The following is a 23,084-nucleotide window of genomic DNA, read 5'->3' as shown; positions in this document are numbered from 1 at the left end:
CTCTTTCCTAGTATAATAAGCTATAATTACTTGGTTGGAAAAGAAATTTAGGAATTTCTTGGATAATAGCTAACGGTAACTTAGGTACTAACGCCACTACCAAACAAACAGCTGTTAAAGCTACTGTAGGCAACAATAGCTTATAAGAAACAGCTCTAGCCTCCACTTCAGTCTGCGAGGTAGTATATAACTGCCTAATTACCTGCAGATAATAGACTAAAGATAACAGACTCCCTACTAGAATACAAGCAGCAGGAATCATAAATCCAGCTTCAATAGCCGCCTGGGCCAACAACCACTTACTAATAAAAATATTAAAGGGCGGAAGGCCCACTATATTTAAAGTAGAAATAGTAAATAATAAACAAGTTATGGGCAACTGATAAGCTACTCCTTGGAGCTTCTCTAACTGACTAGTTCCTAGCTTAACAATAAAGATCCCGGCCAATAAAAACAAACTTCCTTTTACCAAAGCATGGTTAATCAGATGATAGATACTAGCCTCTAGCCCAGCTGTACTAAACAAACCAATCCCAATTAGTAAATAACCAATCTGCGAAATACTAGAATAAGCTAACAATCGTTTCAGCTCCTGCTGTTGATAGGCTAATAGATGACCAGTTAACAGAGTAACCACTCCACTAGCTACCAGAATCTGATCCAGATCCCAAGCTATTAACTCCGAAACAGTAAATAGAATAAATAACAAGCGCAAGAAAGCATACAGATAAGCCTTAATCACCACTCCTGATAATAAAGCACTAATTGGCGAAGGGGCTGCTGGATGAGCATCAGGTAACCAAGTATGTAGCGGTACTAGAGCAAATTTAGTCCCTAACCCAACTACCAGTAGGACTAACACTAACCGTTTACTGACTAAGGACATAGTCTGACTAGCTGTCACTAACTGAGCTAAATGGAGACTTCCTGTCTCCTGATAGATTACGATTATAGCTAATAATAATAAAATACCACTGATAGAACCTAATACTAGATACTTAAATCCAGCCTCAATAGAAATATCCTTTTGAGCAAAGACTACTAAAGCATAAGAAGTAACTGCTGTCAATTCTATAAAAACATATAAATTAAACAAGTCACCTGTAATGACTAATCCCAACAATCCAGTTACTAATAGGAATAATAACATATAATAATTCCTCTGGTCTTGTTGAATATAAGCTAAAGAATAATAAATAACCAACCAAGTCATAAAAGTAATCACAACTGCTAACAAGCCACTTAAGGGATCAACAACTAAATTAATACCTAACAGTCCCCAACCACTTAACTGATACACCTGAGGTTGCTCCAGCACCTGAACTAAAGTCTTAATTGCTAACCATAAATTAAAGCCCCCACTAATAACTGCTATAATCTTAACCAATCTAGTCGAATATAAAGCAAAAATAACTAAACTAAAAGCAGTTATTAAAGGCACTAACAATAACCAAATAGGTTCCATTATCCCCGCAACCTCCTAATTTCTCTCACGTCTAATGTATTATACCTAGTATACAACTTAACAATTAAAAACAACATTAAAGCAGTAATACTAGCCCCGATTACAATTGCTGTCAGTGCTAAAGCTTGGGGAACAGGATCTACTACCACTTCATAATCCTGGTTCATAATTGGAGCAGTGCCCTCTGGCTGGTAACCGAGATTAATCAATAATAAGATAACAGAACTCTCTAGAATATTAATCCCAATCACTATTTTAATTAAGTTTTTATAAGTTAGGATTGTATAAATTCCTAAACAAAATAGTAAAATTACTGCCCAATAAATAGCATCCACTTTAACTCCTCCTTTATTCTTTGACTAACCGAATAAATATTACCGATAAGCCAGAACCTACTTTAAGACCTATCAATAAATTTAAGATAGGAATTACTCCGGCACTAATTAAGTTACCAGGAGTACCCAAATTAAGATTTAGTTGACCATTAGCTAAGAATCCGCTTCCAGTTACAACACCTATTAAGCCAACTAAAACAAAGCCTAAAGCACTATACTTTTCTAATAAAGACTTTTTCTTCAAAGTTTTCTCTTCTGGATCATGTCGTAGACCATAAGTAACTGTCAACAGAATAAAGATAGTAGCAATCACCACTCCGCCGGCAAAACCACCACCTGGCGATAAATGACCATATAAGATTAAATAAAAACCTAAGACATATAAAAAGGGAACAATCAGACTAATACCCTGGTGTACTAGCGCAGAAAAGCTATTATAAGCTGCAATTGGTCGGCCTGGATTAGCTAACAGAGAGATAGTAGATACAACAACCAAAATAACAGTCGCCTCACCTAAAGTATCAAAGCCTCGATAATCAAATAAAATAGCAGTTACTAGATTAATAGCCCCTGTATCTGCCACACCTTGGTCAATATAATACTGACTAATTTCTCCTGGCTTAGCTACTTGGTCAATAAAGACATCACCAAAAGTAGTAGCTAATAAACTAGCCAACACAATAATTAATCCTGCTATATAAATCCGCTTCATTATCTCCCTCCTGTCTTATCAATAGTAACTATAAATAAACCAGTAGTAATCCCGCTAGCAATTACTACTTCTGCTAACGCCACATCAGGAGCTTGTAAAATAACAAATAAGATGACTAGACTAGAGCTAAAAATCGATAAACTAATTACTGAATTAACTAAATCAGGAGTTACCACTGCAAATAAAGCAGCAACTAAAATAAATAATAATAGGATATAAACTATTACTTCAATCATTCTAAATCACCAAGTCTTCGTTCCTTTAAATCATCCCTTACTAACCGCCAAGCATTCTCTTCTGGCTGCTGGGCATAATAACCGGCTCGAGCAATTGCATGAGTGGTAATTGGATTGGTAATCAATAAAAAGATAATTATCAAAGCTAATTTTAAAGAATACAACGACCATCCGTGCAATAAAATAATCCCTAACAGAATAGAAACCCCACCACCAGTCAAGCACTTCGAACCAATATGTAACTTAATATAAAAGTCTTCAAAGCGAATCATCCCAATCGCAGTAATTACAAAGAAAAAAGTCCCATTTAAGACAAGCAAGTAACCAATTGTCGAGATAATTGGAAATCACTCCCTACTTACTAAAGTATTTAGCCATAATTAGAACATCCATAAATAACAATAAAGCATACACAATAGCTACATCAATAAAAATCTCCCGCTTAAAGTATAAACTCAATAAGACTAAGACTAATAAAAACATAATTCCAATTGAATCAGCAGCTACAATCCGATCAAAGACAGTTGGCCCCTTAAGCATTCGATAAAAGGTTGCTAAAGCTGCCACTAAGATAGTTATAATAATTACTTCTATCATGTAAAGATCCTCCTAATAAACCTTTCAAAATTACCTACTATCAGCTCTTTGATTTCTTGGTCAGATTCAGATTTAATATTTAAACAATGGACATATAACTCCTTATCCTGAGTATCTACATCCATAGTTACTGTCCCTGGCGTTAAAGTAATTGTATTAGCTAAAAGAGTTAACTGCATTAATTTATTATTTTTCCCTGTCTCAATCGGAATTTTCACAATTCCAGATCGAAATGAGGAACGTGGATTAATCACATAATAAGCTACTTTATAACTAGCTATAAATACTTCTAAAGCCAAAAATATACTATAAACTAGAAAAAATAAAGCCTTGGTAATAAACTTTTGGGCCAATATCTGAGCAAAAGAGCTATGAACAATAATCAAATCTATAGTACCGGCCACAATAGCTCCTAAAACTAGTGAAGCAAGAGATAAATCTCCAGCTAGAATAATCCAGACAGCATATAGGATAATAAAAGCAAATAAATCCCGCTTATCCACCATACTAACTCCCCCTCTCTCATTACTTGTCACTTGTATAAAAAAGCTCTTAACCATACTTGGCTAAGAGCTTAGTTCCTACTACTTCTTTTCTATTATTCCTCTAACTTTTCCTGCAATAATTCTCTAACCTTTTGCGGATTAGCTTTCCCACCACTTGCTTGCATAGTCTGACCGATTAAAAAGCCAATCACATTTTTGTTACCATCATGATAATCCTGAACAGCAGATTCATTATCTGCTAGGACATCTTCTACAATACTATCTAGTTCACCTTCATCGCTAATCTGTTTGAGACCTTCTTCTTCTACAATAGTAGCTGGCTGTTGACCAGTAGCAAACATCTTCTCTAAAACTTCTTTTCCCGCATCGCGAGAGATAGTATCATCAGCAACCATTGTTAATAAATCGGCTAGATCCTGCGGGCCAAATTCAATCTCAGCAATAGTCTGCTCTTCTTCTTTAAGCAACCGAGACATCTCCCCCATCATCCAGTTACTGACCTCTTTAGCATCATCATACTCAGCTACTACTGCTTCAAAGAAATTAGCCATCTCTCTATCAGCAGTAATCACTTGAGCATCATACTCAGGAATTCCTAACTCCTGAACATATCTTTCTTGTCTTTGCGCCGGCAACTCAGGAATATCAGCTTCAATCTCAGCCACCCAATCCTGATCTACAACTACTGGCACTAAATCAGGTTCTGGGAAGTAACGATAATCATGGGCTTCCTCTTTTTCGCGTAAAGCTAGAGTCTGGCCTGCATCTTCATCCCAAGTCCGAGTTCCTTGGACTATTTCTCCTCCTTCGTCTAAAACTTTAGCTTGCCGTTTAGCTTCATAAGTTAATGCTTTCTCAATTGCCTTAAAGGAGTTCATATTCTTAAGTTCTGTCTTAGTACCTAACTTCTCGGCACCTTTAGGTGCTAAAGATAGATTAGCATCGGCTCTAAGAGAACCTTCAGCCATCTCACAATCTGAAACGCCAATATACTCTAAAATAGTCTTTAGTTTCTTTAGGTAAGCTACAGCTTGTTGCGGAGAAGTAATATCCGGCTCACTAACAATCTCAATTAACGGAGTCCCGACTCGATTATAGTCAACTAAGCTGCTATCTGCCTCAGAAATACTACCAGCATGAGTCAACTTACCTGCATCTTCCTCTAAGTGGATCCGCGTAATTCCTATTTCATAAGCACTATCATCTACCTCAATTGTTATCTGCCCCTCCTGACAGAATGGTAAATCATACTGCGAAATCTGATATGCTTTTGGTAAATCAGCATAGAAATAATTCTTCCGATCAAATTTACTAAAAGTAGCAATCTCACAATCTAAAGCTACTCCAGCTTCAATAATATAATCAACTGCCTTTTTATTCAACACAGGCAAAGTCCCAGGTAGTCCTAAACAAATAGGACAAGTATGGGTATTAGGTTGAGCCCCAAATTCATTCTTACAACCACAGAAAATCTTAGTCTCTGTATCTAATTGGGCGTGTACTTCTAACCCAATTGTAATCTCATAATCTTCTAACATTGCTTCCACCTCCTGATTACAGACTTGGTTCTTGCTTAATATCTACTGCTGTCTCTAAAGCATAAGCAGTTTGTAAGATTGTCTCTTCTGCAAAAGCTGGACCAATAATATGTAAACCTATTGGTAGTCCTTCGCTATCATAACCGCAAGGCATAGATAAAGCTGGTAGACCAGCTAAATTAGCCGGGATTGTACAGATATCAGACATATACATTGCTAATGGATCATCTGACTTATCCCCAATATCAAAAGCTGTTGTTGGAGAAGTTGGAGATACTAAAATATCATATTCCTCAAAAGCCTTCTCAAAATCTTCTTTAACTAACGTTCTTACTTGTTGTGCTTTCTGATAATATTCATCATAATAACCAGAACTTAAAGCATACGTTCCTAACATAATTCTCCGCTTTACTTCATCGCCAAAACCATCTTCACGAGTCTGTTTAAACATCTCAATTAAGTCCTGACTCTGACTACGTAAACCATATCTAACTCCATCATACCGGGCCAAATTAGAACTAGCCTCCGCCGGAGCTATCAAATAATAAGTTGATAAAGCATATTCTGTATGAGGTAGAGAAACCTCTTCGTACTCTGCTCCTAACTCTTCTAGCTGCTCAATTGCTTGCCAGACAGAATCTTTAACTTCCTGGTCAATTCCTTCGCCAAAGTATTCCTGAGGTACACCAATCTTTAGTCCTGCAATATCTTCATCCAGCTCTGCTGTATAATCAGGAATCTCTCGCTCAACTGAAGTAGAATCATACTCATCATGGCCAGCAATCTGATTTAAAGCTAGCGCACAGTCAGTTACATCTCTAGCAAGCGGGCCAATCTGATCCAAAGATGAAGCAAAAGCTACTAAACCAAACCGAGATACTAACCCATAAGTTGGCTTCAGACCTACAACACCACAGAATGAAGCAGGTTGTCTAATTGATCCACCTGTATCAGATCCTAAAGCAATTGTTGCTTCTCCAGCAGCAACTGCAGCAGCAGAACCACCACTAGATCCACCAGGTACCTTAGTAGTATCCCAAGGATTCTTAGTCACCTGGAGACTGGAATTTTCTGTAGAAGATCCCATAGCAAACTCATCCATATTAGTCTTACCGGTCATCACTGCATCCTCAGCAGATAACTTGTCCACTACTGTAGCATCATAAGGTGGCTGATAGCCCTCTAAAATATCAGAACCACAAGTGGTCTCTACTCCAGTTGTAGACATATTATCCTTAAAAGCAACTGGAATTCCTGCTAAAGGACTAATTTCCTCTCCCTGAGCTAACTTCTCATCAACTTCCTGGGCTTGCTCTAAAGCCTCTTCTTTAGTCACAGTTACATAGGACTGGACCTCGGACTCAACATCGTCAATCCGATTATAAATTGATTCCACAATCTCTTGCGCACTTACTTCACCAGCTGTCAACTTATCATGTAGTTTATGAGCTGGTAGCTTATAAAGTTCCATTCCTCTAATCCCTCCTTGTTATTCAGTTAGATAGTCGTGTGCTGTGTGCTATCTGCATCTGCTGTCTGCTATCTGCATCTGCTGTCTGCTAGTTCAAAACATTCAACCTTAAAATCTAGATTTAACCTTATGACTCATAGCTCACAGCTAATAGCTATGACACTTTGATGTCACTCAAACTCAAGCTTAGACTTAAACTCACACTCATTCCTCACACCCACACGAATTATTCCTCATCTTCTACAATTTGCGGTACCTTAAACATACCTCGTTCCTTCTCTGGAGCATTAGCTAATGCTTCGTCTTGCGGTAGTGATTCTCTAACTTCATCTTCCCGAAAGACATTCTTAACAGGCAGTACATGGGCCATTGGTTCTACATCTTCGGTATCAAGTTCATTTAACTTCTCCGCATGGCCTAAAATATCACTTAACTGTTCAGTAAATTCCTCTATTTCTTCTTCTGTTAACTCTAAACGAGCCAAATGAGCTACTCGCTCAACTGTCTCCTGGTCTAATTTCATCTTGTCACCACCCTTTCTCAGTAGTTTACAGTCTCCAATTTACAGTTTACAATCTCTAATTAATTTGATTATCACTAACTGTTGATTATATCATAAGGTTAGCTAGACCTCAATCTAGTTTACAGTTTAGAATTTACAATTTACAATGTTTTGTAAACTTAAACTTTAATCTCTACAACCTTAAAATTCATTCCGGAAAGCTTGCAAGCAAGCTTTTTTCCGTGATACTTTTTTCACGACAAAAAAGTATCCAAAAAGTCTTAGGAAAGAGAAAATGCTTCTTACCATTAAAAAAATTATTCAGCTATTAAATAGCATCAAAGCCTAAATTAACTTCTAGTTTTTAATCTTAAGGCGCTTCTCTTTCCTGGTTAAAATTCAAAAAACTTAAAAAATATTAAGTTGATTTGGATTTTTTATCGGAGAACAATCAGTGCCCTATAGTTAAAATCAGCAAGTAATATATGAACTACGAATGCCTAAATATTATAGCAATTTTTTACTGGCAGAAAACATTGATTGTTCTCCCCTTGAAATCTTTTGGTAACTTTTATATTTTGATAAAAGTTACTCGGAAAAAAGCTACTTTGTAGCTTTTCCGAACTAGCTGTTATTAATAACTAATCATCCTTTTGAATTCTTCTTCATTCAAGATAGTAGTTCCTTCTTCCTGGGCCTGATCATACTTAGAGCCTGGATTCTCTCCTACTACTAGATAATCAGTAGCCCCGCTGACTGAACTAGTAACTCGTCCACCTAAATCAGTAATTGCTTCTGTAGCCTCTTGTCTAGTAAAGTCCTCTAACTTGCCTGTCAAAACAAACTTCTCGCCCTCTAAAGTCTGGGCTGATTTTTCTACTTGGGAAGTAAAGTTAACTCCAGCTTGTTTAAGTTGCTCAAGCATCTCTAAATTTTGTTCTTGCGCAAAATAAGTAGTAATACTTTGCGCAATCTGCGGGCCAATCTCCGGAATCTGTTCTAGTTCTTCCTTGCTAGCTGCTATAATCTGATCTAAATCAGCAAACTCTTCTGCTAAAATCTGGGCTACTCTACTACCGACATACCTAATACCTAAACCATACAGGACCTGTTGGAGACTGTTATCCTTACTATTCTCTAGGGCAGTCAGTACATTCTGGCTCGACTTAGCTCCCATTCTATCTAAGTCAACTAAGTCCTCTTGGTCTAGATAATATAAATCTGCTAAATTAGTTACTAACTCCTGATCTAGTAACTGTTCTACTAAGGCCGGGCCAACTCCTTCTATATTCATTGCATCACGTTGCACAAAATGGAGGATTCCTTCTCGTAATTTAGCTGGGCAAGCCCCTCCTGTACACCGAGTTACTGCCTCATCTGCTAAGCGAACTGCTTCGGCGCCACAAACAGGACAGTGGTCCGGTAGATTAAAGTCCTCTTCCTGACCTGTTCTCTGCTCAGGCAAGACCTCGACTACTTCGGGGATAATATCGCCTGCCTTCTGGACTATAGCCTGATCACCAATCTTAATATCTTTTCTCTCTAGTTCATCCTGGTTATGTAAGTTGGCCCGGCTGACTAATGATCCATCTAAAAATACTGGCTCTAAAATAGCAGTAGGAGTTAACGCACCTGTTCTCCCCACTGTTACTTCTATATCCTTAATTGTAGTCTCCTTCTTTTGCGCTGGGAATTTATAAGCTATAGCCCAGCGAGGGTGTTTGGCAGTAGCTCCTAACTCCTGTTGGAAAGCAAGTTGATTAACCTTAATTACTAATCCATCAATGCCATAATTTAAGTCCTCTCTTTGAGCAGTCCATCTTTCACAATAAGCAATTACTTCCTCGATAGTACTACATACTTTCCGCTGGGGATTAACCTTAAATCCTAACTGGGCCAAATAATCCAACTTTTCCTGATGGGTCGCAAACTCCTCGCCCTCTACATAAGCACTATCATAGACAAAGATATCTAGTGGTCTATCAGCCACAACTGAAGGATCTAATTGCCGTAATGAACCTGCTGCAGCATTCCGAGGATTAGCAAAGGATTTCTCACCTGCTTCCTCTTGGCGCTTATTTAAGTCTAAAAAAGCATCTTGCGGCATAAAAACCTCACCGCGAACCTCTAAATCCAACTGCTGATCTAACTTAAGGGGAATACTCTTAATCGTCTTTAAATTATGAGTTACATCTTCTCCTACATCGCCATTCCCTCGGGTAGCTCCTTGGACAAACTGTCCTGCTTCATAAGTTAAAGAAGCTGATAAACCATCAATCTTGAGCTCTACTATATACTCTAACTCCGCTGCCCAATCCTCTCTAACTCGCCTAGCAAATTCTCTTAATTCAGCTGCAGAAAAGGCCTTATCTAAACTCAATAAGGGAACCTCATGCTCTACCTTAGAAAACTCATCAATTGGTTTACCACCTACTCGTTGGGTAGGCGAATCAGGAGTTACTAACTCAGGATGCTCTGCTTCTAGCTCCTTTAAGTCTTGCATTAACTGGTCATACTCTTGGTCACTGATCTGGGGCTCATCTAACACAAAATAGTAATAATTATGCTGCCGAATCCGATCTCGTAAATCCTCTATCTGTTGTTTAATATCTGTCATTAACTTCACCTCAGAAGTATCTGCTGTTTAGTATACCTTAATTCTGGCTCTAACATACAACTCTATATATTACTTCGACTTAACTGACCAAAATCCTGGCCGATTTCAAAAATCAGCTACAGATTCTGAACCCTTCCCATGTAAAAATATGGATAGAATATTGCATATTGCTTATTTATTTAGTATAATAATTAAGTGTGGGTTATGAGCTATATACTACCAACCATAAATAACTCATAATCCAAAGCATAATTATCACTATAACCCTTTAGTTGACTAAAGGAGGCATTAGTAGATGAAGATTATTATTGTTGGGGGCGGCAAACAAGGATTCCAATTAGCTAAGTACTGCCATAAGTTTGGACACCAAGTAACTGTCGTAGAATCTAAAGAAGAAAAAGTTAATCACTTACAAAATAAACTGGAAGTTAATGTCGTATTAGGCAATGGTACCAAACGAGACTCACTAAAACGGGCAGAAGCTGAAGAAACAGATATCATTGTAGCAGCAACAAATAATGACCAGGATAATCTAGTTATCTGTCAACTAGGAGAAAGAAAGTTTGATATCGATAGAACTATAGCTTTAGTCAATAATCCTGGTAACGAAAAATTATTTGAGTGGTTAGGAGTCAATCAAGTAGTTAGTTCTACCTCCTTGACCTTGAGTTTAATCGAAGAGGAAATAGACTGGAACAAAACTTCTAATTTGTGGGCTGATAGCATTAACCAACTAAAGATGCATTATATCCAAGTAGTTGAAGGATCTCTTAGTCACGATAAACGGATTAAAGATATCAATATTCCTGATGAAGCAATTTTAATTACTATTTTAAGAGGGGATCAAGCAATTGTTCCTCGCGGGGATACTACTATTAAAGCTAAAGATACAGTCATTGCCCTAGCTGACCCAGAAGTTAAAGATAAACTGCTGGCTTTAATGCAAGAAAAACAAGAAGATCAAGCTATCTAATTAATTAAGGTGTGGGGAATATTCCCCACACCTTAGTAGTTTAACCAAAGTATCTATCTAGTAATCCTTGTAACATAGCAGCATGTCGTGCTTCATCTTTAGCTGACTCATCAAAGAAGTCATGAGCTGGATCAAGGTCAGCCTCTTTAGCATCAACAGCAGCTTGTCTTTTTGTCTTATTAGCTCCTTGTTCTCCCTGGAGCATCTTCTCAATATCATCTTGAACAGAAGCACTGATCTTACCATTTAGCTCAGCAAATCTAGCAGCATGGGCTGCTTCTTCCCAGGCAATCCTCTTTAGTACCTCAGCTACTTCAGGATAACCTTCTCGTTGGGCTTGGCGAGCCATTGCTAAGTACTGGCCTACTTCATTAATCTCACCTTGAAACTGGCCTTTAACTGTCTTTTCTAAATCAGTTCCTTTAGTAACTCCTAATTTATTCTCTACTGCAAAATCCATCATTAACTCCTCCTTTATTATTCTACAGAATCAAATCCATTTCAGGGGATTAGATCCCACCCAGTGGTGACAACAGTCATGACTACATTATATATTTCCTCTAATTGCTCCTGCTTATACACTCTATCATCCTCACTAAAGATACCTTTCCCAAACTCCTTATCAGTAATCATTAGTAATAATTACTATTAAAAGTAAAAGTTTGTTTTCTTAAACTTAATCTTAAACTCGACCTTGGCCTTGACCTCACCCTCTTATAATTCATACTCCTGATAAACTTTCTCGGCAAATACTTTCACTGCTTTATTCATCGCTTCATCAATTAGTTCCTGATCAGAAGGCACAACCACTGAATCTCCTTCATAGTAAGTTTCTTTATAGGTTTCTTTCTTCTTAACTCGTTGGCTTAAGACTACTGCCCCATTAGTTACATCTAATAATTTAAAAAATACTTGGGTATAAGCTACCTTATGTACTGTATACCTTTTTACCTTTTGATCTTTATAGTGGACTTCTACTCTTTGATAGTCTTTAGTTTGGGAAACATCACCACTGATTACCTCACCTACTACTAGATAATCAACTCCTAAAATATTACCTATATCCTGAGCAGTACTCGAATCTATTATTCCACTAGCCCCTAACTTCTGTTCAGCTAATATTTCATTTAATTCTTCTCGTTCAATTACCTCGATAAACTTTGGTTTTTTCTCTAATAACTGAGCCGTAAATAGGCTAGTAGCCCGGCTCCCTAAATTATAATGATAGGAGTTACTATCAAACTTAACAGTTGCTATCCGCTTAAGTTTTAGTTGTTTTAACTTACTATAAGCTTGCTGATACTTTTGTTTGGTATCTAAATAAGTACCATACTGGTTAACTTTCTCAAATTCTTGGTAAGCTAACTCCCACTCTTCCTCGGCTAGATACTCTGTTCCTAATTGGTAGTGTTTCTGTTGGTACTTCCCTTTAGCCTGATGCAATAACTCTTCTACCTCTAAATCATCTTTAATATTGGAAGCTTGCTTAAAATTTTTAACTGCTAGTTTATAATCTTCTTCTTCTAAATACATCTTACCCCGTTTTAAATAGCGTTGATAATTTTGTTGTCTGTGATTACTAATCCACTTAGTAATTCCCCAGACTCCTAAAATTACTAAACCTCCTACTCCTACCTTCTTTAGGGTTTGCTCATTATCAGCACTAAATTCTTGGGCTACAGCATAATCAGAGCCTACAAAACTAACAGTTAAAATTAATAATAAACCAATAATTAATAATTTTTTCCGCATCTAATTAGCGCCCCCTTAATTTAAAAAAATAATTACCTTGCAGGCAGTAAAGATATTATTAGTTTGACCAACTTGCCTAACCTGTCTAGCTTGGTCAGCAGCTAAAACTATATCTGTTTTGTAATCCCCTTTCATCCGCTGAGCATTAACAACCAAGGGATTATTTCCTATTCTAGAATTAGCTTTAGCACTAGCTAAACTTCTACTATATCCTACAATTCCATCAGTAATTACTCCTTCGGAGTTGATAACATCCATCCCATAAACTAAATTACCATTTCCACTATAAACCTTAGGGGCTAAAGCTGCTTCAACATCTAAATTCAAAGTGTTAATAATAATTCCGGTATAATCTTGGGCCAAATTACCAGTTGAATTATTAACTTGTTGCTGCTTAGACTGGTTATTTGCTCCTTCTAGCTCAGGAAAAATAGCTTTCAGCACGCCATTTGGCCCATAAAATTTAACTTCCATTACTACCTTATAAACTTCCTGCTTAGGATTTTCTTCTTTAATAATGCTAGCATCTTTAATTACCCCAGACAACTTCTTGTTTACTACATTAGATTCTATTTGAGCGTTTTTGATTGTTTGGCTAGAATCAATTTGGACTCCATTAATAGTTTCTAACAACCGTCGTTGAGCTAAAGTAATAGCAGCTTCTCTAGCCATTAGTTTAGCTTGGGCATCATTATTAATATAATCAGGTGCTACACCATAACCTTGAGCTTTAACTACTGATTTCTCCCAATTAACTTCTGCCTTCTTATTTTCATTACTAAATAAATCATCAGCTTGACTAACCTCAGCCCCTACACCTAAAACTAGACTCAGGATCAATAAAAATGTTACAGAATAGATACCTAATCTCTTAAACACTCTAATCACCTCTCTATTATTTAATCTTTAGCAATAACTTTGCTACCTCCAGAATATTACTTCTTCTTATAAATTTACTAGTTCTCCGTTACCATGTAAATTCCTCTTTTAAAAGAAAAATAAAGTAAGCAGGAGTAATAACTACCCCTCATTAAAAAAGAGCCTAGCCAATAGGCTAGACTCTAATTGCTTAATTATTCAGTTAAATAATCTGATAAAACAGGAATTACCTGCTTTTTCCGAGATAAGACTCCCTCTAAATAAACTTCAGTCTCCTCTGTCTCAACTTCAAAGGCCTCAGCAATAATATCTTGCGTATCGGCTGGGAATAATAATAGACTTCCCTCAGCTAAGATATCCGTTACCATTAATACTAAAAATTTATATCCTCGTTCAGCAATTAAGTTATTAATTTCAGCTAAGATATCTTCTTTAATATCAGCAACTTCATTAACATCCATAATCTCAATCTGGCCAACGCCAATAGTCTCGCCAGCAAACTCATATTCTTTATAATCATTAGTAATTAACTCTTTTGGTTCTAACTGACTAACAACTGAACCAGCTTTAAACATTTCTTTACCATACTCTTCAATATTTACACCTAGTTGAGTAGCTAACTTATTAGCAATCTTTTTATCAGTCTCCGTACAAGTAGGAGACCGGAAAATAACTGTATCAGATAAGATAGCTGATAATAATAAGCCAGCCATCTGATCAGCAATTTCTACTCCCTGCTCTTGATAAAGTTTAGTTACAATCGTAGCAGTGGAACCTACTGGCTCATTCCGGAAATAAATAGGATTACCAGTCTCAATATCACCAATCCGGTGATGATCAATAATTTCTTGAATTGCTGCCTCTTTTACACCAGCAATTGCTTGGCTCTGTTCATTATGATCAACTAAAATAACTTCTGCTCCTTGCTCAAGTTCTTCCACTAACTGAGGAGCCTCCACCCCAAACTTGTCCAGAATAAACTCCGTCTCAGCATTTACCTTACCAGCTCTAATTGGTTCTACATCTGCTCCTAACTCCTGTTTTAAATTAGCATAAGCAATAGCAGCACAAATAGAATCAGTATCTGGATTCTGATGTCCTACAACATATGTACTCATTTTTTCCTCCCCTTTCTTTCTTTTAATTTACAGTTTACAGTTTACAGTTTATAATTGATAATTAAAAACATTTATATCAGCTATCTGTCGTCTGCTGTGTGCTATCAGCCAATTCAAAACTTTTAAATTCAAAATATAAACCTTTATAATTCCTGTTTTCTAAGGGATTATAAACTATATCTGTGATTTTGAATTGAAGGGTTTGAATTAGCACACGGCACATAGCAGACAGCTGATAGCTGTGGCACGAAAGTGCCACTTTATATCACTTAACTTTCTCTAATTGCGCATACTCCACTGCTAGTGCCTTAATTCCCTCCTGAGGAAAGGAAACTTTGATCCGTTCTAAACCATCACTAGTAGTTACATTAATGACTGTACCTTGGCCCCAGCGTTGATGGGCTACTTTATCTCCAGCAGAAAAGGTAGTTGCTTCTGCTGTCTCCTGCTTAGTTTCTTCCTGATCATCAGGAGTAAATAGGTGTTCTGGAATATCACCAATAAACCGGGAAGGATCCTTAAACTTAGTCCTCCCATACATCTTCCGCCGCTGAGCATGGGTTAAATACAATCTTTCTTCAGCGCGAGTAATTCCTACATAACAGAGTCTTCTTTCCTCAGCTAACTCCTGCTCATTATCTAAAGATCTATTATGGGGTAGAAGACCTTCTTCCAGGCCGGATAAAAAGATAACTGGAAACTCCAATCCTTTAGCACTATGTAAAGTCATCAAGACTACAGATTCTTGGTCTTCATCTAAATTATCAATATCTGATAATAAAGCTACTTCCTCTAAAAACTCACTTAATCCACTAGCAGGATTTTCTTCACCAAATTGCTCCATATGAGTTAGTAATTCCCGAATATTATTAATTCTATCCTGGGCTTTATCTGTATTCTTAGCTTGTAGTTCAGCTAAATAACCTGTCTCGGTCAATAACTCCTCGGTTAAAGTCAAGACGGAGACTTCTTCGCTTCGGTCTCTAAAGTAAGTAATTAATTCTCTAAATTGGGCCAAATTATTGCTAAACCGAGTACTAATACTATCTATCTGATCTAAATCCTGCATTGCTTCTAACAAACTACTAGCTTGACTACGCGCATAATCCTGTAACCGCTCAAAGGTAGTAGCTCCAATCCCCCGCCGCGGTACATTAATTATCCTAGCTAGACTAACATCATCAGTTGGATTATAGATTACCCTTAGATAAGCTAGAATATCCTTAATCTCTTTACGTTCATAAAACTTAACCCCACCAACTATCCGATAGGGAATATCCCGGCGAAGTAAAACCTGCTCTAGAATTCTAGATTGCGCATTAGTTCGGTACAAGATAGCACAATCAGAATAGGATTTATCCTGGTTAGTTAACTGTTGAATTTGCTTTGCTATATAACTAGCTTCCTGTTGCGCATCCTGAGCTCGATATAACTCTAAAGGTGCTCCAGCTTCATTTTCGGTCCATAACTTTTTTTCTTTTCGGTAAGAATTTTGCGCTACCACCTGATAGGCAGCCTCTAAAATCTTCTTAGTAGACCTGTAATTCTGTTCTAGTTTAACTATCTTAGTAGTAGGATAATCCTCTTCAAAGCTTAAGATGTTACTAATATCTGCTCCTCTAAACCCATAAATCCCCTGGTCATCGTCACCAACTACACAAATATTATTGTACTTGGCTGATAATAAATGAAGGAATTTATACTGGGCCTGATTAACATCCTGATACTCATCAACTAAAATATATTTAAATTCTTCTTGGTAATAATCCAAAACTTTAGGATGCTCCTGGAATAATTCTACTGTCTTCATAATTAAATCGCCAAAGTCTAAGGCATTATTAGCTAGTAACCGCTTTTGATAGACAGGATAAACTCTATCTACTATCTGAGTAAATTGATCATCCGGCTGATAATTCTTAGGGCCAACTAGTTCATTTTTGAGACTAGAGATCTTTCTCATAACTGAAGTAGTATACTTTTGCGTATCAATATCTAAATCTCGTAAGATATCTTTGAGCAGACTCCGCTGGTCTGTAGTATCAAAGATAACAAAATTAGAATCATAACCTAACTTAGCAATCTCTCGGCGTAAAATCCGGACACAAATCGAATGAAAGGTCCCCATCCACGGAAGACTTTTCTCTCGATGTAATAACTCCTTAGCTCGCTCTTTCATCTCGGTAGCTGCTTTATTGGTAAAAGTAACTGTCAGAATATTAGTCGGATCAACATCATAATGATGAATTAGATAGGCAATCCGATGGGTCAAGACTCGTGTCTTTCCACTGCCTGCTCCTGCTAAAATCAATAACGGTCCTTGATTATGTTCTACTGCCTCTTGTTGGGCAGAATTTAATCCAGTTAAAATATCCATCCTATTCCTCCTAAATCTAGTTTCTCTAATATTATAACTTAGAATGAGCTTTTTGTCTAACATTCAGTAGTACAATTTTACAAGCAGGTTTCAAGGGCTTTCTTCCTTCAGATACTTTCTTTGTTCGTTTCATTCCAGGTGAAATGAGATTAACCAAATAGTAAATTTGCTTGATTCAATCTCATTTCACCTTCCATTTCACACCCGTGAACAAAGAATTTATAAGCTCAGTGCGAAAGTCACTCGAAACCTTTAAAAATCAGGCACTAAAAAGTTTAAATGTCGTTGCGAAACTCTTAGCTAGTAATTTGAAAAGAAAGGAGGAAAAATGAAAAAATTAATTATTTTCTTCGTTATCTGTTTGTTGATCATTAGTCTAGTAATTGGAGGAGTAATTAGCTTGTTTATTAAATTCAAGGAAGGCGGCATAGCTAACTCGGAGGAAAAATACCAACTACCTGAGGTTACCCTAGAGAGTATTGGAGGCCACCAAATTGCTTTTGATCAGCTAGAAGAGCCGACTATCTTATTCTTTTGGTTACCCAAATCAAAGAGTTGCCAGCTCCAATTAGAGAAGTTGGCCCAATTAAAAAAGGAAACTAACCACCAAGTCCAGATTATAGCTGTCGGAATCGGTGCTTTATCGGCTACAAAAATTAAAGATATTGCCCAACGAAAAAGAGTTGACTTCCCGCTAGTAATTGATACTAAAACTGAATTAACTAAACAACTGGAAATTACTGCTATTCCTGCTTTAGTCTTTTATCAACCCTATAACGAACCTTATACAGAAGTAGGACTCCAGGATAAACAGGAATTAACAAACTTAATCGAGGAACATCTTGGGGGAGGAGAAACTGCTAATTAAAAATAAAAAGGTAGTAAGACTCTAATTAGAGTCTTACTACCTTAGGTTAAGTATTACGCTGATTCTGCTTGGCCTGTTACTTCTTCTATACAATCAGAACAAATAAGCTTGTCTTTAAATTCAGTAACATCTCCTGCTTCACCACAGAAAACGCAAGCAGGTTCATACTTTTTAAAGATCACTTTATCTCCATCAACATAAATCTCCAATGGATCTTTAGTATCTATTCCTAATGTTCTTCTTAACTCAATAGGAATTACCATTCGACCTAAACCATCTACTTTTCTAACTATTCCAGTTGACTTCATTATTTTCACCCCTTATTACATATTTCGACATATTGCAACAAGGATTATATCAGTTATACCAACTTATGTCAAAAAAATTTCATCTTCCAGCTATATTTTTTCATTATTAAACAGCTATTATCATAATTAACAGAAAAGCAAAATTTAGTTTTTAAGTTGTTTTTTGGTTTTCCTTTATATATTTAATTATTAATTCATCTAATTCTTTGCTTGTTTTTTGTACTTCTAAATTAAGAAAATTACCATCTTTTCTACGAACTTTTTTAATTAATTCTTTTTTTTTACTCTCAATTTCATCATTCAATATTAATTACCTCCAAATGTCAATAACTAATCATAGTGATTAATACCATAATAACAATTATACTAAATATTTAAATTTATTCCAAACAAAAACTAAAATTTTTCAGTTAGAATAATTTGTTATTTAAGTTATGGGCAGCAGTAAAAGAGGTAAAAGATAGGAAAATTAAAGGATAAGAAATAATTAAAATTATAAGGAAATTTTTGCAGGAATTAAAAAAGTAGTTAAGAAATATTCAATTAAAAATTAATTATTTTATATTTAGTGAAAAAAATAACATTATTATCTGAATGAGTATAATATCATTTTAAAATAATTGGAGGGATAAAAATGAGTAGATCAATGAATGAATCATCTGGATTACATTCTTCTTTTTACTATTTGAATAAGGAACATCTTTTTGTAAATATATATAATTATATAATAGATGCAATTAAAAATAAGAAGTTAATATATATATCAATGAAGCCTGAATTATACCATGAACTGATAAATAAAACAACATTATCTCCAAAATTTAGGACAAAAATCGAATTTCACTCTGTTAAAAAATTAATTACAGATTATAAAAAGGGTCAAAACTCAATAAAAGAAAATATTAAAAAACAAGAAAGTCTAAATAATAACTATACTGGTATCAGATGGATTGGTCAACCTTCATATATAATCCAAAAAACCTCAAAAAAAGATTTTTTGGACTGGGAGCAACAGTTGACAAAATCATTTAAAGAAACAAATTCTTCAATGCTTTGTATTTACAATTTTAATGATTATCTTGAAAATGAAGATATTATAGATGAAAAAATAATTAATGAGTCTTTAAAAACTCATTCTCATATATTAAATCAGTTCAGATTTAAAAAAAGAGAGAATCTATTCCAAAATTAAAACCTTAAATATAATTATAGATTAGGTTGTTGAATAAAAGATTTTTCCAGTAATAAACTGTTTTATTTTCACAATATATTTCAGCCGTTTGCCATTCAGTCAGCCTCATGCTTTCTTCATTCTCGAAACTTAACCCTTACATCATCCTGATACGGGTTAAGTTTAAGAGTCACTCTCTAAAATATATTGTTTATAACAACTCCAAATTAATTATTCAACAAGGTATATAGATAAAAAAAAGCTCCAGCCCTGAGACTGGAAGCTTAAGCTAAGATATTTCGAGCAATAACTACTCCGGAAGCAGAAGCTTGCATTAAACCACGAGTTACTCCAGCTCCATCACCACCGGCGTATAAATTAGAGATTTTAGTTTCTAAATTATCTTTAAGCTGTAACCGCGAAGAATAAAACTTGACTTCTACTCCGTACAATAAAGTATGTCGCGAATAGACTCCCGGACAGACTTCATCTAGTGCTTGTAACATCTCATCTATAGCAGTTAAATGACGATACGGCAAGACTAAACTTAAATCTCCTGGCGTAGCATCCTTTAAAGTTGGTTCTACAATACTCCGCTTAATTCTTTCTGACGTAGAACGTCGCCCATCTAAAAAGTCACCTAATCTCTGGACTAAGACTCTACCACCTAATAAATTAGCCAGTTTAGCTATATCCTGACCATAAGTAATTGGTTCCTTAAAAGGTTCAGTAAAGGTTTTACTAACTAATAAAGCAAAGTTAGTATTTTCTGTCTTCCGAGTAGCATGACTATGGCCATTGACAGTAATCAAACCATTATTATTTTCATTGACCACTTCCCCATTAGGACACATACAAAAAGTTCTGACTCGATCATCAAAAGTAGGAGAGTGGTAGATAAATTTGGATTCATAGACTGCATCAGTTAAATCTTCCATTACTGCTGCTGGCAGTTCCACTCTAACCCCGATATCAACTGGATTAATCTTAGTTGGAATTCCTAATTTGTCTGCTTCAGAAGCTAACCACTCTGAGTTCTCTCGACCAGGAGCTACTACTATATTAGAACCTGTTATTTCCGCTCCTTGGTCTGTTCGAATCCCAGTTGCTGTCTCTTCTTCGGTTAGAATATCAGTTACCCGGACTCCTGTCTTAACTGTTACTCCTTGCTCCAGTAAATAATCCTTCATATTACTTAAGACAGTTTGACTATAGCCAGTTCCTAAATGTCTAATTTCAGACGGAATAAAATCCAGCTCAGCCAAGGTTGCTTGCCGATTAATCTCTTCTTGAACTTCAGCACTAGGTCCATAAATCTTATCTGGGGCCCCAAAGTGACAGTAAGTTTGGTCAGCATAATCAATTAACTCATCTAATTTTTCTGAACCTATATAATTGTCTAAATTACCACCGATATCACTGGAGAGAGTTAATTTCCCATCACTATACGCTCCGGCTCCACCCCAGCCACAGACAACTGAACAATTATTACAGCCAACACAATTAATATTCTGACTCTTCTGAGGACAATCACGTTGGTCAATATCTCTACCTTTTTCGACTATCATAATCTCTAAATCACTGTTGTCAACTAACTCCAAAGCAGTAAAGATACCTGCTGGGCCAGCCCCTACAATTACTACATCATACTCTGCCATCAAATCATCCCTTTCGCAAGCAATAAATAATCCTTAGTTAAAACCCACTAATGATATTACCAAATTCTACTCCCATAGTCAAGCTAAATCTTAATATTTTATTCGTAAATTCAATAATTGTTCGTGTTTATTTAAAAGGAGATGCTTCAACAGCAGAATTAATCAACCGTAATAAATAGATATAGAGGATAGCTACTAGAGCATAGACTACATAACTAGAGATAAATCTACCTAAGACTAAAAAATCATAGACACCATGTAATAAAATCACCTGGACTAGACCAAAATAGATCAAAGAACTATTTTCTTCCATCTTAGCTCGGCCTAAGTAATACCCCATAATCCCGGAAAAAGAAGCATGAAGCAAACTAGTAATCACTGCCCGGGATAAACCAACTTGGTAACCAAAGAGTCCTGTATAGAGTAAATTTTCCACAGCAGCAAAGCCTAAACCTGCTGAAACAGAATAAATAATCCCGTCCATAACTTCATTAAACTGATCGGATTTGTAGATAGTAAACCGAATAACAGCAAACTTAGCTACCTCTTCTACTAGACCAATAACTCCTATTGTTAAAAATAACAAGACTACTAAATTAGGAGGGCGAGACATCAAATCAGAAAAAGGATACTCTACCAATCCTACAGGAATAACTGCTAGTGCTCCATATAAAAAAGCTAGTAAAATCAATCTCACTGGCTCAGGTTCATATTTATCCTTCCGGTAGAAGAAATAAACCCATAATAAACCAGGAACTAGAGATACAGCTAATACCAAAAACGGATTCATACTTATCCTCCTAAAAGTAACATTATTGTTATTATTATATCTCCAGTCTGAAATAATTATTCTCTAAATAAAAAAAGTAGTGACATAGTCGTCAGCTGTCAGCTATCTGTCGTCAGCTAGTTCAAGTTCAAAACAATAGCTCCAACCCATCCTAAAATCTAGGAGTTAATCCTACAAAAAGACAAAAATAAGAATTATAAGCAAGGCAATAATTCCTAAAACACCAAACAGAATAAATACTTCCTGATCAAGATCAAAACCTGAACTAGTATCTTCCTGCTTAGTAACCATATCTTCCTCAGGAATTGCCAATTTAACCTCAGGGTCAACGACTAACTTCCCATAGATATTCTGTTTAAATCTAACTGATATCTTATAACGATCCAATTCCTGGTTATACTCGATACCTTCAAGCACACCTGTTACTTGGCCCCGCTCCTGTTGTAATAAATCAGCAATATCCTGACCTACGCTACGATTATCAACAACCTGGACTACTACTCTATCCTGCAACTGCAGATTAGTAATCTTTTTCCCTCGGACAGCAGAAATAACCGGGGAACACTTTAGTACCAATTTAGCATTCAGCAGCCCATCATCTTCTGGCTCTACTTCTTTTTCTTCTGCCTCTTCTAGCTGCTCTTCCTCTTCGGCTGGTTCCTCGGTTGTAAATAAATCCGGATACTTCTCTTTAACCTCAGATTCAGTAATTGATTCTAACTCCAGATTAATCTTAATTGTTTCCTGGATGATTGTTTCTAACTTTTCTTTAAATATTTCTGTAGCCGCCTCTAATCTCTCCTCCGCAGTTAATAATTGATCTATCTCAGCTGTAGTGAGACTAGAAACTAATTTTTCTTTACTTTTAGAACTTCTATAATCAGTAATTGAATTATTAATCACTTCTATAAACTGATCTAAAGAAACACCTAACTGGATATCTATTCCTTCATCAGTTACTAACAGATCTAATCCTGTCATATTCTCCTCTGTTAAATCAAGAATACAACTAAGTAAACCATAAGTCTTATTCCGCCCGCCATAATTAAACTTACCTTTAATCCACAAGTAATCACTTTCTCGGGCCTTAGTTACCTCTGTAACTTCTTCCTCTGTAACCTCTGAATTCTCCATAAGTTATCACCCTTAGACGCATTTTTAGCTGTTAATTATGTATTTAGATACTTTTCTTCTTTTACCTTGTTTAGGAAGAT

24 protein-coding genes are annotated in these 23,084 nt (G+C 36.1%); 3 read left to right on the top strand and 21 right to left on the bottom strand.

The window, feature by feature from the left end; translation table 11 throughout:
• Positions 1-7: 7 nt before the first annotated feature.
• The 11 genes from ACYQ3D_RS06725 to ligA form a co-directional block, all read right to left on the bottom strand.
• The gene (locus tag ACYQ3D_RS06725; protein ID WP_459837295.1) at positions 8-1,465 is read right to left on the bottom strand and encodes a complex I subunit 5 family protein; all 1,458 of its coding nucleotides are present in this window, start codon (positions 1,463-1,465) and stop codon (positions 8-10) included.
• On the bottom strand, positions 1,465-1,800 hold the full coding sequence (locus ACYQ3D_RS06720) for a sodium:proton antiporter (RefSeq protein ID WP_459837293.1): 336 nt from the start codon (positions 1,798-1,800) through the stop codon (positions 1,465-1,467). The genes ACYQ3D_RS06725 and ACYQ3D_RS06720 overlap by 1 nt, the downstream gene beginning before the upstream one ends.
• Before the next feature lie 13 nt (positions 1,801-1,813).
• The gene (mbhE, locus tag ACYQ3D_RS06715) at positions 1,814-2,512 is read right to left on the bottom strand and encodes a hydrogen gas-evolving membrane-bound hydrogenase subunit E (protein WP_459837292.1); all 699 of its coding nucleotides are present in this window, start codon (positions 2,510-2,512) and stop codon (positions 1,814-1,816) included.
• Positions 2,512-2,748: a hydrogenase subunit MbhD domain-containing protein gene (locus ACYQ3D_RS06710; RefSeq protein WP_459837291.1), complete on the bottom strand. Its 237-nt coding sequence runs from the start codon at positions 2,746-2,748 to the stop codon at positions 2,512-2,514. The genes mbhE and ACYQ3D_RS06710 overlap by 1 nt, the downstream gene beginning before the upstream one ends.
• Entirely contained in the window at positions 2,745-3,068 is a 324-nt protein-coding gene (gene mnhG, locus ACYQ3D_RS06705) for a monovalent cation/H(+) antiporter subunit G (RefSeq protein ID WP_459837289.1), read from the bottom strand. Before mnhG ends, ACYQ3D_RS06710 begins: the two co-directional genes overlap by 4 nt.
• A gap of 34 nt (positions 3,069-3,102) precedes the next feature.
• Positions 3,103-3,345 (bottom strand): MrpF/PhaF family protein, encoded by a 243-nt coding sequence (locus ACYQ3D_RS06700; RefSeq protein ID WP_459837288.1) that lies wholly within the window; start codon positions 3,343-3,345, stop codon positions 3,103-3,105.
• The gene (locus tag ACYQ3D_RS06695; protein WP_459837287.1) at positions 3,342-3,851 is read right to left on the bottom strand and encodes a Na+/H+ antiporter subunit E; all 510 of its coding nucleotides are present in this window, start codon (positions 3,849-3,851) and stop codon (positions 3,342-3,344) included. Before ACYQ3D_RS06695 ends, ACYQ3D_RS06700 begins: the two co-directional genes overlap by 4 nt.
• A gap of 92 nt (positions 3,852-3,943) precedes the next feature.
• Positions 3,944-5,389 carry an Asp-tRNA(Asn)/Glu-tRNA(Gln) amidotransferase subunit GatB gene (gatB, locus tag ACYQ3D_RS06690; RefSeq protein ID WP_459837286.1) on the bottom strand — a complete coding sequence of 482 codons (1,446 nt, stop codon included), beginning with the start codon at positions 5,387-5,389 and terminating at the stop codon, positions 3,944-3,946.
• Between the two features lie 16 nt (positions 5,390-5,405).
• Positions 5,406-6,860 (bottom strand): Asp-tRNA(Asn)/Glu-tRNA(Gln) amidotransferase subunit GatA, encoded by a 1,455-nt coding sequence (gene gatA, locus ACYQ3D_RS06685; protein ID WP_459837284.1) that lies wholly within the window; start codon positions 6,858-6,860, stop codon positions 5,406-5,408.
• 226 nt (positions 6,861-7,086) lie between these two features.
• On the bottom strand, positions 7,087-7,383 hold the full coding sequence (gatC, locus tag ACYQ3D_RS06680) for an Asp-tRNA(Asn)/Glu-tRNA(Gln) amidotransferase subunit GatC (RefSeq protein ID WP_459837283.1): 297 nt from the start codon (positions 7,381-7,383) through the stop codon (positions 7,087-7,089).
• Positions 7,384-7,996: 613 nt separating this feature from the next.
• Positions 7,997-9,979: an NAD-dependent DNA ligase LigA gene (ligA, locus tag ACYQ3D_RS06675; RefSeq protein WP_459837281.1), complete on the bottom strand. Its 1,983-nt coding sequence runs from the start codon at positions 9,977-9,979 to the stop codon at positions 7,997-7,999.
• Positions 9,980-10,274: 295 nt separating this feature from the next.
• Here ligA and ACYQ3D_RS06670 point away from each other — a divergent pair, with 295 nt between their 5' ends.
• Positions 10,275-10,952 carry a potassium channel family protein gene (locus ACYQ3D_RS06670; RefSeq protein ID WP_459837279.1) on the top strand — a complete coding sequence of 226 codons (678 nt, stop codon included), beginning with the start codon at positions 10,275-10,277 and terminating at the stop codon, positions 10,950-10,952.
• A gap of 40 nt (positions 10,953-10,992) precedes the next feature.
• Here the strand turns inward: ACYQ3D_RS06670 and ACYQ3D_RS06665 are convergent, their stop codons facing one another.
• The 5 genes from ACYQ3D_RS06665 to pcrA form a co-directional block, all read right to left on the bottom strand.
• Complete coding sequence (locus ACYQ3D_RS06665; RefSeq protein ID WP_459837277.1) at positions 10,993-11,412, bottom strand: ferritin-like domain-containing protein; 420 nt, start codon at positions 11,410-11,412, stop codon at positions 10,993-10,995.
• 254 nt (positions 11,413-11,666) lie between these two features.
• Positions 11,667-12,704 (bottom strand): CsgG/HfaB family protein, encoded by a 1,038-nt coding sequence (locus ACYQ3D_RS06660; RefSeq protein ID WP_459837276.1) that lies wholly within the window; start codon positions 12,702-12,704, stop codon positions 11,667-11,669.
• A 15-nt stretch (positions 12,705-12,719) separates the two neighbouring features.
• Entirely contained in the window at positions 12,720-13,583 is an 864-nt protein-coding gene (locus ACYQ3D_RS06655; protein WP_459837275.1) for an LPP20 family lipoprotein, read from the bottom strand.
• Positions 13,584-13,777: 194 nt separating this feature from the next.
• Positions 13,778-14,701 carry a manganese-dependent inorganic pyrophosphatase gene (locus ACYQ3D_RS06650; RefSeq protein WP_459837274.1) on the bottom strand — a complete coding sequence of 308 codons (924 nt, stop codon included), beginning with the start codon at positions 14,699-14,701 and terminating at the stop codon, positions 13,778-13,780.
• Positions 14,702-14,966: 265 nt separating this feature from the next.
• Positions 14,967-17,075 (bottom strand): DNA helicase PcrA, encoded by a 2,109-nt coding sequence (gene pcrA, locus ACYQ3D_RS06645; RefSeq protein WP_459837272.1) that lies wholly within the window; start codon positions 17,073-17,075, stop codon positions 14,967-14,969.
• Between the two features lie 328 nt (positions 17,076-17,403).
• On the opposite strand from pcrA, the gene ACYQ3D_RS06640 reads away from it, so the two are divergent.
• Complete coding sequence (locus ACYQ3D_RS06640) at positions 17,404-17,943, top strand: TlpA family protein disulfide reductase (protein WP_459837271.1); 540 nt, start codon at positions 17,404-17,406, stop codon at positions 17,941-17,943.
• Between the two features lie 53 nt (positions 17,944-17,996).
• On the opposite strand, the gene ACYQ3D_RS06635 is transcribed toward ACYQ3D_RS06640, so the two are convergent.
• Positions 17,997-18,251 carry an AbrB/MazE/SpoVT family DNA-binding domain-containing protein gene (locus tag ACYQ3D_RS06635; protein ID WP_459837269.1) on the bottom strand — a complete coding sequence of 85 codons (255 nt, stop codon included), beginning with the start codon at positions 18,249-18,251 and terminating at the stop codon, positions 17,997-17,999.
• 151 nt (positions 18,252-18,402) lie between these two features.
• Positions 18,403-18,555, bottom strand: coding sequence for an aspartyl-phosphate phosphatase Spo0E family protein (locus ACYQ3D_RS06630; protein ID WP_459837267.1), 153 nt, complete (start codon positions 18,553-18,555; stop codon positions 18,403-18,405).
• A 330-nt stretch (positions 18,556-18,885) separates the two neighbouring features.
• Here ACYQ3D_RS06630 and ACYQ3D_RS06625 point away from each other — a divergent pair, with 330 nt between their 5' ends.
• Positions 18,886-19,443 carry an MEDS domain-containing protein gene (locus ACYQ3D_RS06625; protein ID WP_459837266.1) on the top strand — a complete coding sequence of 186 codons (558 nt, stop codon included), beginning with the start codon at positions 18,886-18,888 and terminating at the stop codon, positions 19,441-19,443.
• A gap of 263 nt (positions 19,444-19,706) precedes the next feature.
• Here the strand turns inward: ACYQ3D_RS06625 and ACYQ3D_RS06620 are convergent, their stop codons facing one another.
• The 3 genes from ACYQ3D_RS06620 to ACYQ3D_RS06610 form a co-directional block, all read right to left on the bottom strand.
• Positions 19,707-21,080 carry an NAD(P)/FAD-dependent oxidoreductase gene (locus ACYQ3D_RS06620; RefSeq protein WP_459837265.1) on the bottom strand — a complete coding sequence of 458 codons (1,374 nt, stop codon included), beginning with the start codon at positions 21,078-21,080 and terminating at the stop codon, positions 19,707-19,709.
• A gap of 127 nt (positions 21,081-21,207) precedes the next feature.
• Positions 21,208-21,870, bottom strand: a complete 663-nt coding sequence (locus ACYQ3D_RS06615; protein WP_459837264.1) for a PrsW family intramembrane metalloprotease — start codon at positions 21,868-21,870, stop codon at positions 21,208-21,210.
• A 171-nt stretch (positions 21,871-22,041) separates the two neighbouring features.
• Complete coding sequence (locus tag ACYQ3D_RS06610; RefSeq protein ID WP_459837262.1) at positions 22,042-23,004, bottom strand: hypothetical protein; 963 nt, start codon at positions 23,002-23,004, stop codon at positions 22,042-22,044.
• Positions 23,005-23,084 lie beyond the last annotated feature (80 nt).

It is taken from the genome of Halanaerobaculum tunisiense, from assembly GCF_054657635.1.
Note: the sequence above shows the minus strand (reverse complement) of the source record. Positions and strands in the feature narration are given on the sequence as shown.

Excerpts from the sequence above, each read along its gene's own strand:
- ACYQ3D_RS06725 (WP_459837295.1), bottom strand. The coding sequence starts at position 1,465 with ATGGAACCTATTTGGTTATTGTTAGTGCCTTTAATAACTGCTTTTAGT.
- mbhE (WP_459837292.1), bottom strand. The coding sequence starts at position 2,512 with ATGAAGCGGATTTATATAGCAGGATTAATTATTGTGTTGGCTAGTTTA.
- ACYQ3D_RS06710 (WP_459837291.1), bottom strand. The coding sequence starts at position 2,748 with ATGATTGAAGTAATAGTTTATATCCTATTATTATTTATTTTAGTTGCT.
- ACYQ3D_RS06700 (WP_459837288.1), bottom strand. The coding sequence starts at position 3,345 with ATGATAGAAGTAATTATTATAACTATCTTAGTGGCAGCTTTAGCAACC.
- ACYQ3D_RS06695 (WP_459837287.1), bottom strand. The coding sequence starts at position 3,851 with ATGGTGGATAAGCGGGATTTATTTGCTTTTATTATCCTATATGCTGTC.
- gatB (WP_459837286.1), bottom strand. The coding sequence starts at position 5,389 with ATGTTAGAAGATTATGAGATTACAATTGGGTTAGAAGTACACGCCCAA.
- gatA (WP_459837284.1), bottom strand. The coding sequence starts at position 6,860 with ATGGAACTTTATAAGCTACCAGCTCATAAACTACATGATAAGTTGACA.
- gatC (WP_459837283.1), bottom strand. The coding sequence starts at position 7,383 with ATGAAATTAGACCAGGAGACAGTTGAGCGAGTAGCTCATTTGGCTCGT.
- ligA (WP_459837281.1), bottom strand. The coding sequence starts at position 9,979 with ATGACAGATATTAAACAACAGATAGAGGATTTACGAGATCGGATTCGG.
- ACYQ3D_RS06670 (WP_459837279.1), top strand. The coding sequence starts at position 10,275 with ATGAAGATTATTATTGTTGGGGGCGGCAAACAAGGATTCCAATTAGCT.
- ACYQ3D_RS06665 (WP_459837277.1), bottom strand. The coding sequence starts at position 11,412 with ATGGATTTTGCAGTAGAGAATAAATTAGGAGTTACTAAAGGAACTGAT.
- ACYQ3D_RS06660 (WP_459837276.1), bottom strand. The coding sequence starts at position 12,704 with ATGCGGAAAAAATTATTAATTATTGGTTTATTATTAATTTTAACTGTT.
- ACYQ3D_RS06650 (WP_459837274.1), bottom strand. The coding sequence starts at position 14,701 with ATGAGTACATATGTTGTAGGACATCAGAATCCAGATACTGATTCTATT.
- pcrA (WP_459837272.1), bottom strand. The coding sequence starts at position 17,075 with ATGGATATTTTAACTGGATTAAATTCTGCCCAACAAGAGGCAGTAGAA.
- ACYQ3D_RS06640 (WP_459837271.1), top strand. The coding sequence starts at position 17,404 with ATGAAAAAATTAATTATTTTCTTCGTTATCTGTTTGTTGATCATTAGT.
- ACYQ3D_RS06635 (WP_459837269.1), bottom strand. The coding sequence starts at position 18,251 with ATGAAGTCAACTGGAATAGTTAGAAAAGTAGATGGTTTAGGTCGAATG.
- ACYQ3D_RS06625 (WP_459837266.1), top strand. The coding sequence starts at position 18,886 with ATGAGTAGATCAATGAATGAATCATCTGGATTACATTCTTCTTTTTAC.
- ACYQ3D_RS06620 (WP_459837265.1), bottom strand. The coding sequence starts at position 21,080 with ATGGCAGAGTATGATGTAGTAATTGTAGGGGCTGGCCCAGCAGGTATC.
- ACYQ3D_RS06615 (WP_459837264.1), bottom strand. The coding sequence starts at position 21,870 with ATGAATCCGTTTTTGGTATTAGCTGTATCTCTAGTTCCTGGTTTATTA.
- ACYQ3D_RS06610 (WP_459837262.1), bottom strand. The coding sequence starts at position 23,004 with ATGGAGAATTCAGAGGTTACAGAGGAAGAAGTTACAGAGGTAACTAAG.